General features: G+C 68.4%; 6 protein-coding genes. 3 read left to right on the plus strand and 3 right to left on the minus strand.

Translation table 11 applies throughout. The features are described from left to right. Positions 1–202: 202 nt before the first annotated feature. The 3 genes from G4D85_RS30330 to G4D85_RS30340 all read left to right on the plus strand — a co-directional run bounded on the left by G4D85_RS30330 (position 203) and on the right by G4D85_RS30340 (position 1,275). The gene (locus tag G4D85_RS30330) at positions 203–520 is read left to right on the plus strand and encodes a type II toxin-antitoxin system RelE family toxin (RefSeq protein WP_164017524.1); all 318 of its coding nucleotides are present in this window, start codon (positions 203–205) and stop codon (positions 518–520) included. Positions 521–727: 207 nt separating this feature from the next. After that, positions 728–985 (plus strand): type II toxin-antitoxin system RelE family toxin, encoded by a 258-nt coding sequence (locus tag G4D85_RS30335; RefSeq protein WP_164017525.1) that lies wholly within the window; start codon positions 728–730, stop codon positions 983–985. Then, on the plus strand, positions 982–1,275 hold the full coding sequence (locus G4D85_RS30340; RefSeq protein ID WP_164017526.1) for a hypothetical protein: 294 nt from the start codon (positions 982–984) through the stop codon (positions 1,273–1,275). Before G4D85_RS30335 ends, G4D85_RS30340 begins: the two co-directional genes overlap by 4 nt. A gap of 12 nt (positions 1,276–1,287) precedes the next feature. Here the strand turns inward: G4D85_RS30340 and G4D85_RS30345 are convergent, their stop codons facing one another. From G4D85_RS30345 to G4D85_RS30355, 3 genes are all read right to left on the minus strand, one after another. Further along, the gene (locus G4D85_RS30345; protein WP_164017527.1) at positions 1,288–3,270 is read right to left on the minus strand and encodes a hybrid sensor histidine kinase/response regulator; all 1,983 of its coding nucleotides are present in this window, start codon (positions 3,268–3,270) and stop codon (positions 1,288–1,290) included. A gap of 114 nt (positions 3,271–3,384) precedes the next feature. Next, positions 3,385–10,539 carry a HAMP domain-containing protein gene (locus G4D85_RS30350; protein WP_420821732.1) on the minus strand — a complete coding sequence of 2,385 codons (7,155 nt, stop codon included), beginning with the start codon at positions 10,537–10,539 and terminating at the stop codon, positions 3,385–3,387. Positions 10,540–11,003: 464 nt separating this feature from the next. Next, positions 11,004–11,828, minus strand: coding sequence for a hypothetical protein (locus G4D85_RS30355; protein WP_338052918.1), 825 nt, complete (start codon positions 11,826–11,828; stop codon positions 11,004–11,006). Positions 11,829–12,028 lie beyond the last annotated feature (200 nt).

A 12,028-nucleotide genomic window follows, 5' to 3' on the forward strand; every position in this document is an offset into this window, starting at 1 on the left:
CCGGGATGTCGGTGTGCCAACAGGCCCGGGGCGCCGATGCGCGCGGTGGCGACACCCCGAGCCGTGACTTCCGGCAGAAGTTACAGGGGTCCACTTCAGGCGCTCCGGAATTCCTACAGTCGGCGGCCGTGAGGCTCGGTCCAAACGTCTGATTCCTGGCAGCTTCGCGGTGGTGCGGAGGTTGCTTTGGGGGCGTCCCGGCATGGAATCCCCCACCCCTTCATCCCACTCCGCCTACGCGGTCGAGGTCGCTCCGTCCGCGTGGCGGCAGCTCGGCCATCTCTCCCATCAGGACTATGGGCTCCTGCAGCAGCGGCTGACGGCGCTGGCGGCGCTCGCCTCGGAAGGCCGGCTGCCGGACCCGCGCTTCATCGAGGCGGCGGGCGTGGACACGGCCCTGTCCCTCACCGTGGGCGACTTCGTCCTCCTCTACCAGGTGGACCCGGTGCGCTCCGCCATCCGACTGACGGAGGTCACCCTCCGGCTCGTCACCCTCCCGCCCCCGGCGCTTCCCCGGTAGCGCGAGCCGGCATCCCAGGCCCCGGAGACGCCCTCGTCCGGGGTGGGCACATCCGCCGGTTCGCACCCTGCAAATATTGCCATTCCCCCTCTGACGTCCGTCGCTGGAAGAAGGCCCGTGCTTGAAGCGCCCCCCGCGAGTGGCCGGGGCGCCAGGGAGCGGGTCACAGGTGACGGACTTCCACGCTCGTACGAATCCCCGCCCCCCATGCACCGCATCGTTCCCAAGGCCTCGGGCCCCTACCGCGTCGTCTTCACGCCCCAGACGTGGAAGCAGATCGGCTTGATGCCCACCGCGCTCTTCGACGCGTTCCAGGGTGCCGTGGACAACCTGGCGTCCTCCCCGGGGAAGGTGCCTCCCTCGCCGCTCGCCGTGGACGGACTGGTGGTGACGTACGAGCGGGATGACGCGGCGCGGGTCATCACCCTGGTGGACATCACCCGGGCGCCCACCGGGTCCCCATGAGCATGGGCCGGCGGAGAAGCGGGGCGTGGCGCGTCGCCACGGCCTGGGAGACGCGCGCCGCGTGGTCGGCGCTGCCCGCGGGAGACCGCGCCCTCCTGGACTCACTGCTGAGAGGCGTCGCCGCGACGTTGGGGCTCCGCCAGTGGGTCAGCGAGGAGGAGGCGGAGGAGACCTTCGCGCTGAAGGCCGTGGGCTACCACGTGGACTACCGGCTGGAGCCCGCCAGCCAGACGCTGTGGGTGACGGCCGTGCACCCGCTGCGCGCCGGAGGCAAGCCCCCGGCGAACTAGCGCGCGCCACCCTCAGTTCGCGGTGCGCGTGCCGGACGACGGGTGCACGGCGGCGGTCTGCGGCTCCGTCTCGCGGGGCAGCCACACATGGAAGGAGGAGCCCTCGCCGGGCACGCCCGCGGACTCCACCCAGATGCGGCCGCCGTGCTGCTCGACGATGCCCTGGCTGATGGTGAGCCCCAGGCCCAGGCCGCCGTACTTGCTGCCATGCGCGCGGCCGAAGCGCTCGAAGATGAGCCCCTGCTTCTCCTTGGGGATGCCCACGCCGCGGTCCCCCACGCACAGGTGCACGCCCTCGCCCTCGTTGGTGAGCCGCACCAGCACCGGCCCGCCCTCGGGCGAGTAGCGCATGGCGTTGGACAGGAGGTTGGTGAGCACCTGGTCCAGGCGCCCCCTATCCCACGTGCCCTCCAGCCCGTCGGGCGTCTCCACGTTCAGCTCATGGCCCTGCGACAGCACCGCCATGCGGTCCCGCGTCTCGTGCACCAGCTGGCTCAAGTCGAAGCGCTCCAGCTCCAGTGAGAGGCGCCCCGCCTGCAGCCGGCTGATGTCGAGCAGGTCCTCCACCAGCTTGGCCATCCGGTCGATTTGCCGGTTGATGATTTTCAGTGACTTGCCCGGCCCGGCCTCCGTCTCGTTGCCCAGCTTGAGCAGCGCGAGGTGGGCGTGGCCCTTGGCCGCCGCCAGCGGGGTGCGCAGCTCGTGGCTGGCCGCGGCGAGGAAGGCGTCCTTGGCCTCGCTGGCCAGCCGCAGCGCCGTCTCCGCGCGCTGCCGCTCGGTGATGTCGCGCGCCACGGAGATGAAGCGGCCCGGCCCCGAGTCGGCGGCCACGAACTGGAGCACCACCTCCACCGGCACCTCGGAGCCGTCCCGGCGGCGGTGGGTGGTGGAGTACGTCTGGCTGGGCAGGGTGCCGCTGAGCAGCGGGGCCAGCAGCTTGCGGAAGCCCTCCTCGTCGAAGGCGCCCTCCACCTCCAGCACCGACAGCCCCACCAGCTCGTCCACGCTGCCGGCCAGCTGCTTGGCCGCGCCCGCGTTGGCGTAGGTGAGCGTCAGCGAGTCGGGAGAGAACATGAGGACGCAGTCCAGCGTGGCGTCCAGCGTCGTCTTGAAGCGCCCCAGCGCCTCTTCCGCCCGGCGCTTGTCGTCGATGTCGGTGGCGACGGCAATCCAGCCGACGAGCTGCCCGGACTCGTCGCGCTCGGGCACCGCGCGCGCCAGGTGCCAGCGGTACACACCGTCGAAGCGGCGCAGGCGGAACTCGCGCTCCACGCGCTGCCCCAGGCGGATGGCCTGCTCCCACACGCCGCGCATGGCTTCGCGGTCCGTGGGGTGGACGAACTCCAGGAAGGTGGTGAGCGACAGCGGCTCGTCCTCCTGGATGCCGGTGTAGTCGCGCCCTGCGCGGTTGGCGTAGGTGAAGGAGCCGTCCGGCCGCGCCGCCCACATCACCTCGGGCAGCGACTCGGTGAGCCGGCGGTAGCGCAGCTCGCTCTGCCGCTCCAGTGCTTCGCGGTCTCGCTGACGGAGGAGCGCCGCCTGCCGCTGGATTTCCTGCTCCTTGAGGAACAGGTCCACGAAGACGCTGACCTTGGAGCGGAGGATTTCGGGGTCGAACGGCTTGAGCAGGTAGTCCACCGCGCCGTGCGCGTAGCCCTTGAAGACATGGGCGGCGTCGCGGCTGAGCGCGGTGAGGAAGATGATGGGGATGGTGCGGGTGCGCTCGCGCTGCTTGATGATGGTGGCCGTCTGGAAGCCATCCAGCCCGGGCATCTGCACGTCCATCAGGATGACGGCGAAGTCCCGCTTGAGCAGGAACTTGAGCGCTTCCTCACCGCTGGTGGCCTTCACCAGCTCCTGCCCCAGGGGCTCGAGGATGGCCTCGAGTGCCAGCAGGTTGGACGGGTGGTCGTCCACCATCAGGATGCTCGCCTTGGGGCGGGCGGCCCGTGCCTCCTGGCTGCGTTCGGCGGGGATGTGTTCGCTAGGCGTCATGGAGATGGGATGAAGGGGTGCCCCGTCCGCTGCTTCTACAGGTGGATGAAGCCACGCGCAGCCCCCGCCGGAGCGAAGTCCGGCGGAGACGTGCGCTAGCCATCACTCAGGCTGTCAGGCGCTCACCCAGAGACGGATGAGCTCCAGCAGCTTGTCGGTGTCCACCGGCTTGGGCAGGTAGTCGCTCGCCCCGGCGGCCATGCACTTCTCGCGGTCATCCTTCAGCGCCTTCGCGGTGACGGCGATGATGGGGAGGCTGGCGTACTTGAGGTCCTTGCGAATCGCACGCATGGTCTCATAGCCGTCCATCTCCGGCATCATCACGTCCATGAGGACGATGTCCACGTCGCGGTGCTGCTCCAGCATCTCGATGGCGGCGCGCCCGTTCTCCGCGAAGACCACCTGCATGCCGTGGTTCTCCAGCACGCTGGTGAGGGCGAAGATGTTGCGCATGTCGTCATCGACGACGAGCACCTTCTTGGAGGCCAGCTCCGAGTCCTTCTCGTTGCGCTGGGCCAGGGCGGCCCGGGCGCGGGGCGGGAGGTTCTGGTCCAGCCGGTGGAGGAAGAGCGCGGTGTCGCTCAGGAGGAGCTCCGGACTCTTCGAGCCGCTCTTGAGGATGACGCTGCCGGTGTAGCGCCGCAGCCGGGCCTCGTCCTTCGAGGTGAGCTCCTTGCCGGTGTAGACGACGATGGGCAAATCCCGGAAGCGCTGCTGCGTCTTGACCTCCTCCACCAGCTTGATGCCGTCCGTGTCGGGCAGCAGCAGGTCGATGACGAGGCAGTCGTACTCGTGCTCCTCCAGCTTCTGCAGCACCTCCTCGCCAGTGGCCACGGCCGTCACCGCCACGTCGCCGCCGTCGGCCAGCAGCTTCACCAGGCTGTCGCGCTGGGTGTCGTCGTCCTCCACCAGCAGGAGCCTGCGCTCCTTGCGCTCCAGGAAGCTGGAGAGCTGGTTGAAGACGCGCTCCAGGCCTTCCTTGCTGACGGGCTTGGTGAGGTAGCCGAAGGCGCCCTGCGAGTTGCCCTGGTGCTTGTCCATGACGCTGATGACGTGCACCGGGATGTGCCGCGTGCGCGGGTTGCGCTTGAGGCGGTCCAGCACGCTCCAGCCGTCCACCACGGGCAGCTGGATGTCCAACGTAATCGCGTGCGGCTGGTACTCGTTGGCCATGGACAGGCCGGTGTCACCGCGGGTGGCCACCAGCGCCTTGAAGCCCTTCTCCCGCGCCATCTGCACCATGATGCGGGCGAACTTCACGTCGTCCTCGATGACGAGCAGGACGCGGTCTCCCTCGCGGATGTGCTCCCGGTCATCCTCCACCGCGACGGGCGCGAGCGTGGACTCCACCTGCGGCGGCAGCGCCGCGTCGAGCACATGGCTGCTCTCCGCCACGGTGGGCGGGAGGTGGACCGGGGCGGGGACGGAGGCCTGGAAGTCCGGGGACGGGGGCGGGCGGGGCAGCGGCTCGTTGGGGCCGGACAGCGGCGGCAGGCCCTCGTCCTCGGGCCCGACGTACTCGGGCGGCAGGTACAGCGTGAAGGTGCTGCCCTTCTTGGGCTCGCTCTGCACGTGGATTTCGCCGCCCAGCAGCTTGGCGATTTCGCGGCTGATGGACAGGCCCAGGCCGGTGCCACCGTACTTGCGCGCGGTGGAGCCGTCCGCCTGCTGGAAGGCCTCGAAGATGAGGCGCTGCTTGTCCTTGGCGATGCCGATGCCCGTGTCCGTCACCGAGAAGGCGATGACGTGCCGCGAGCGCTTGAGCACCTCGTGGTCCAGCCGCGTCGCCTTGTCCGCCACCGACACCTTCATCTTGACGCTGCCCTCGTCGGTGAACTTGAAGGCGTTGGACAGGAGGTTCTTCAGCACCTGCTGCAGGCGCTGCGGGTCCGTGCGGACGTGCCGCGGCGAGCCCGGCGCCACCTCCACCGTGAAGGCCAGCCCCTTCTGGTCCGCCACCGGGCGGAAGCTGCGGTCGATGAACTGGTTGAGCTCCGACAGGACGATGTCCCGCGGCTCCACCTGCATCTTCCCCGCCTCCACCTTGGAGAGGTCCAGAATCTCGTTGATGAGGCTGAGCAGGTCTCCGCCGGACGCGTAGATGGTGTTGGCGTACTCGACCTGCTTGTTGCTGAGGTTGCCGTCCTTGTTGTCCGACAGCAGCTTGGCGAGGATGAGCAGCGAGTTGAGCGGCGTGCGCAGCTCGTGGCTCATGTTGGCCAGGAACTCGCTCTTGTACTTGGAGATGACGGTGAGCTGCTCCGCCTTCTCCTCCAGGCTGACGCGGGCGCGCTCCACCTCGTTGTTCTTCTCCTCGACGCGGCGGTTCTGCTCCTCGAGCAGCTTCGCCTTCTCCTCCAGCTCGATGTTGGAGCGCTTGAGGGCGTCCTGCTGCTGCGTGAGCTCCTTGGACTGGCTCTGCAGCTCCTGCGTGAGGCCCTGCGACTGGAGCAGCAGCTGCTCCGTGCGCATGTTGGCGATGATCATGTTCAGCACGACGCCAATGCTCTCGGTGAGCTGGTCCAGGAAAATCTGGTGGATGGCGCTGAACGGGTGGAAGGACGCCAGCTCGATGACGGCCTTGACCTCGCCCTCGAAGAGGACGGGCAGGACGATGATGTTGAGCGGCGCGGACTCACCCAGGCCCGAGGAGATGGTGATGTAGTCCGAGGGCACCCGGGTGAGCAGAATCGTCTTCCGCTCCAGGGCAGCCTGGCCGACAAGGCCCTCGCCCATGCGGAACCGGTTGGCGATGTGCTTGCGCTCCCGGTACGCGTAGGTGCTGGTGAGCTTGAGCAGCGGCGTGCCGGCCTCGCCGTCCACGAGGAAGAAGGCGCCGTGGTGGGCGGAGACCAGCGGCGTCAGCTCGCTCATGATGAGGCGGCTGACGGCGTCCAGGCTCTTCTGGCCCTGCATCATGCCGGAGAACTTCGCCAGGTTCGTCTTGAGCCAGTCCTGCTCCTGGTTCTTCTGCGTCGTCTCCCGCAGGTTGACGATCATCTGGTTGATGTTGTCCTTCAGCGCGGCGACTTCGCCCTCCGCGACGACGGTGATGCTGCGAGTCAAATCGCCCTTCGTCACCGCGGTGGCGACGTCGGAGATGGCGCGCAGCTGGCTCGTCAGGGTACCGGCGAGCTGGTTCACGTTGTCGGTCAGCTGCCGCCACGTGCCGCGCGCACCGGGCACGCGGGCCTGGCCGCCCAGCTTTCCTTCGATACCCACTTCGCGGGCCACCGTGGACACCTGCTCGGCGAAGGTGCCCAGCGTGTCCGTCATGTTGTTGATGGTGTCCGCGAGCGCGGCCACCTCGCCCTTCGCGTCGACGATGAGCTTCTGCGTCAAATCGCCATTGGCGACGGCCGTCACCACGCGGACGATGCCGCGCACCTGGGTGGTGAGGTTGGACGCCATGAAGTTCACGTTGTCCGTGAGGTCCTTCCACGTGCCGGCGACGCCGGGCACACGGGCCTGACCGCCGAGCTTCCCTTCCACACCCACTTCACGGGCCACCGTGGACACCTGCTCGGCGAACGTGCCGAGCGTGTCGGTCATGTTGTTGATGGTCTCCGCGAGCGCGGCCACCTCGCCCTTGGCTTCCACCACCAGCTTCTGCTTCAGGTCGCCGTTGGCGACGGCCGTCACGACCTTGACGATGCCGCGCACCTGGGTGGTGAGGTTGCGGGCCATGAAGTTCACGTTGTCCGTCAGGTCCTTCCAGACGCCGGACACGCCGCGCACTTCCGCCTGCCCTCCCAGCTTTCCTTCCGTACCGACTTCGCGTGCGACGCGCGTCACTTCGGAGGCGAAGCTGTTGAGCTGGTCCACCATGATGTTGATGGTGTCCTTCAGCTCCAGGATTTCGCCCTTCGCGTCGACCGTAATCTTCTTGGACAGGTCGCCATTCGCGACGGCCGTCGTCACCAGCGCGATGTTTCGCACCTGCGCGGTGAGGTTGGAGGCCATGCTGTTCACGTTGTCCGTGAGGTCCTTCCACGTGCCGGCGACACCCGGCACCGCGGCTTGCCCTCCCAGCTTGCCGTCCGTACCCACTTCCTTCGCGACGCGCGTCACCTCGGCGGCGAAGGCGCGGAGCTGGTCCACCATCGTGTTGATGGTGCTCTTCAGCTCCAGGATTTCGCCGCGCGCCTCGACGGAGATCTTCTGCGACAGGTCGCCGTTGGCAACGGCCGTCGTCACCTTCGCGATGTTTCGCACCTGGTCGGTGAGGTTGCCGGCGAGGACATTCACGTTGTCCGTGAGGTCCTTCCACACGCCCGCGACTCCGGGCACCGCGGCCTGACCGCCCAGCTTGCCTTCCGTGCCGACTTCCTTGGCGACGCGAGTCACCTCGGAGGCGAACGCGCGGAGCTGGTCCACCATCGTGTTGATGGTGTTCTTCAGCTCGAGCACCTCGCCCTTCACGGAGACGGTGATTTTCTGCGAGAGGTCGCCGTTCGCGACGGCCGTCGTCACCTTCGCGATGTTTCGCACCTGGTCGGTGAGGTTGCCGGCGAGGACATTCACGTTGTCCGTGAGGTCCTTCCACACGCCGGACACGCCCTTCACGTCGGCCTGACCGCCCAGCTTGCCTTCGGTACCGACTTCCTTGGCGACGCGAGTCACCTCGGCGGCGAAGGCGCGGAGCTGGTCCACCATCGTGTTGATGGTGCTCTTCAGCTCCAGCACCTCGCCCTTCGCATCAACCGTAATCTTCTTGGACAGGTCCCCATTCGCGACGGCCGTGGTGACTTCGGCGATGTTTCGCACCTGCGCGGTGAGGTTGTTCGCGAGCAGGTTCACGTTGTTCGTGAGATCCTTCCACGTGCCCGCGACGCCCGGCACCTCGGCCTGGGCGCCCAGCTTGCCCTCGACACCCACCGTGCGGGCGACGTCCGTCACCTGCTGGGCGAAGATGGACAGCGTCTGCGTCATCGCGTTGATGGTGTCCGCGAGGGCGGCAATCTCGCCCTTCGCATCCATCATCAGCTTCTGGGTGAGGTCGCCGTTCGCAACCGCCGTCACCACGCGGACGATGCCGCGCACCTGGCTGGTGAGGTTGGACGCCATGAAGTTCACGTTGTCCGTGAGGTCCTTCCAGACGCCGGACACGCCCTTCACGTCGGCCTGACCGCCGAGCTTCCCTTCCGTACCGACTTCCTTGGCGACGCGAGTCACTTCGGAGGCGAACGCGCGGAGCTGGTCCACCATCGTGTTGATGGTGCTCTTCAGCTCCAGCACCTCGCCCTTCGCATCAACCGTAATCTTGCGCGACAGGTCACCCCGGGCGACGGCCGTCGTCACCTCGGCGATGTTACGGACCTGGTCGGTGAGGTTGTTCGCGAGCAGGTTCACGTTGTTCGTGAGGTCCTTCCACGTGCCGGCCACTCCGGGCACCACCGCCTGGGCGCCCAGCTTCCCTTCCACGCCCACCGTGCGGGCGACGTCCGTGACCTGCTGGGCGAAGATGGACAGCGTCTGCGTCATCGCGTTGATGGTGTCGGCCAGCTCGGCCACCTCGCCCTTGGCCTCCATCTTCAGGCGCTGGGTGAGGTCGCCGTTGGCTACCGCCGTCACCACCTTGGCGATGCCTCGCACCTGGGTGGTGAGGTTGACGGCCATCACGTTCACATTGTCCGTGAGGTCCTTCCACGTGCCGGACACGCCGCGCACCTCGGCCTGACCGCCCAGCTTGCCGTGGGTACCGACCTCGCGAGCAACGCGCGTGACTTCCGAGGCGAACGAGTTCAGCTGGTCCACCATCGTGTTGATGGTGTTCTTCAGCTCCAGAATCTCGCCGCGAGCGTCGACGGTAATCTTCTTGGACAGGTCACCATTGGCCACCGAGGTCGTCACCAGCGCGATGTTTCGCACCTGCGTGGTGAGGTTGGAGGCCATGTAGTTCACGTTGTCCGTGAGGTCCTTCCAGACGCCGGCAACGCCCTTCACGTCGGCCTGGCCGCCCAGCTTGCCGTCGGTGCCCACCTCGCGAGCGACGCGAGTCACCTCGGAGGCGAAGGCGCGGAGCTGGTCCACCATCGTGTTGATGGTGTCCTTCAGCTCGAGCACCTCGCCCTTCACGTCCACCGTAATCTTCTTGGACAGGTCGCCCTTGGCGACGGCCGTCGTCACCTCGGCGATGTTGCGGACCTGGGCCGTGAGGTTGTTGGCCATCAGGTTCACATTGTCGGTGAGGTCCTTCCACGTGCCGGCGGCGCCGGGCACCTGGGCCTGGGCGCCCAGCTTGCCCTCGACCCCCACCGTGCGGGCGACGCTGGTCACCTGCTGCGCGAACACGTTGAGCGTGTCCGTCATGTTGTTGAGCGTCGCGCCCAGCGCGGCAATCTCACCCTGCGACGGCACCATCAGCTTCTGGGTGAGGTCCCCGTTGGCGACGGCCGTCACCACCTTGACGATGCCGCGCACCTGGGTGGTGAGGTTGGACGCCATGAAGTTCACGTTGTCCGTGAGGTCCTTCCACGTGCCGGACACACCGGGCACCGCGGCCTGACCACCCAGCTTCCCCTCGGTGCCCACCTCGCGGGCCACGCGCGTCACTTCCGAGGCGAAGCCGTTGAGCTGGTCCACCATCGTGTTGATGGTGCTCTTCAGCTCGAAGACCTCGCCGCGCGCGTCGACCGTAATCTTCTTGGACAGGTCGCCGTTGGCCACCGCGGTGGACACCTCGGCGATGTTACGCACCTGGGCCGTGAGGTTGTTGGCCATCAGGTTCACGTTGTCCGTGAGGTCCTTCCACACGCCGGACACGCCCTTCACGTCGGCCTGACCGCCCAGCTTGCCGTCGCTGCCCACTTCCTTGGCGACGCGTGTCACTTCGGCGGCGAACGAGTTGAGCTGATCCACCATCGCGTTCACGGTGGTGCCGATGCGGAGGAACTCGCCCTTCACCGGCTGGCCGTCGATTTCGAGGGCCATCTTCTGGGTGAGGTCGCCTTCGGCCACCGCCACCAGCACGCGCGCGACTTCCGTGGTGGGCTGCACCAGGTCGCCGATGAGGGCGTTGATGGAGTTGACGCCGGTGGCCCAGTCGCCGCGGACGTCGCCCAGCGAGACGCGCTCGCCCATGCGGCCCTCGCGGCCGACGACGCGCTCCACGCGGACAATCTCGTGCGTCATCGCGGAGTTGAGCGTCACCACCGCGTTGAAGGCGCGGGCAATCTCCTCCATCACCGCGTCGGTGGAGCCACCGGGCAGGCGCACGGAGAAGTCACCGCCCTGCACCGCCCGGAGCGCGGCGAGCAGCGGCTGCATCGGGTGGCCGTTGCGTACCCGGGTGCCGGCCCCCGGCGTCCGGGAACCTCCGCCGCGGCTGCCGCTGATGACCGGCTCCTCGGACTTCGACTCGGCGGCGCGGGTGCGCGCACGCTCGGTTCGCAGCCGGTTGGCCGCGACGTTCTCTCGCTCGGAGCCGGCGCTGGTGGGCTCCTCGGAGCGGGAAGACCCGTTGTTGGGAGTCTTCCGCGAGGCGCGCTTACGGCCGTTGGCGTTGGTGTTGGGGAGCTTGGTGTCGTCCACGCTTAGAAACCTCTGATCGGGATGAACGCTGCAGCGGTGCTCTGAGCGGCGCCCGGCGGGGCGAATCTCCAGGGAGTTCGCGGGCTTGTCGATTCCAAGCCAGGGCCGCCGAGGCCTGTCCGTCCAGTACTGAACCGTGTGGGCCACGCGCCCGGACGCCCCGTGAAACACACGGGAGACCGGAGCCTTCTACCAACATCTCAGGGGGCCGGAGCCGTGCACGGAAAACCGTCGCAGCCCTGCACATAGAGGGCACGGCCGAAGAGCCGGCGTGCAGGCGTCGCGGGGGCGCCCGGCGCCGGAGCGTGGGTGCCGGCGCGCAGGTCCAGCGTGAAGGCCGGTGCTCCGGTGGGCGCGCAGCCGATCAGCATCCGCTGCGGCTCATCGAGCCACCACAGGCCCTCCACGGGGCATGGAGGCTCGGAGGCCAGGGGAGCGAGCGTGCGGGCGTCGTAGACCTGGAGTGCTCCCTCCACGAGCACGGCGGCCAGGGCGCCGGTGGCTCCCACGGAGAGCCGGGCGCCGGCCCCGGGCACCGTCGCCTGGCCGAGCACCCCGCCCTCGGACGCCACGGAGACGAGCTGCCCGGCCTCATCCAGCGCGAGCACCCCGCCCGCATGCCCGGCGAGCGACACGGGAGCGAAGTCTCCCACGGGCGCCAGGGCGCCCCGCTCCTCGCGAAGCAGGCGGCCGCCAGCGGAGACCCAGAGCCGGTTGTCGCCGCTGAAGGTGACGGCGAGCGTCCCCGTCACGTCCAGGCGCTTGGAGGCTCCGCTCCTGTCACACACCGCCACGGCACGGGGGCCATACACGGCGGCCCGCGACGCGTCCGGGGACACGGCCCAGCCGAGCCGGGGCGCGGGCAGCGCGCGGGAGAGACAGTCGTTGAGGGCACCGAAGTGCGGGTCCGCGGTGGGCGAGGAGATGAGGTACGGCAGGCTGGTGGTGGAGACGTAGACGAGGAGCCCGAGCGCGGCGGCGATGGCGATGGTGAGCGGCCAGGGACGGGCGCTGAGGGCGCGCACGGCCCTCGCGGAGGCGCGGCTCCCCTTCCTCCCCCCGGTCACCGGGCTCTCCCGTCCACTCACACGGCGGCTCCTGTCGCGGGCCCGTGCTGCGTACCGCCGGGGACACTCCCGGGCAGTGGATGCAGGACAGCACAGAACGGGCGCGAAGGCTTTCGACGTGAGCCCGTGGCTGGCTGGTTGCTCTCCGTTTCGTGATG

Origin of the sequence: Pyxidicoccus trucidator, from assembly GCF_010894435.1 — a bacterium.
GTDB lineage: Bacteria > Myxococcota > Myxococcia > Myxococcales > Myxococcaceae > Myxococcus > Myxococcus trucidator.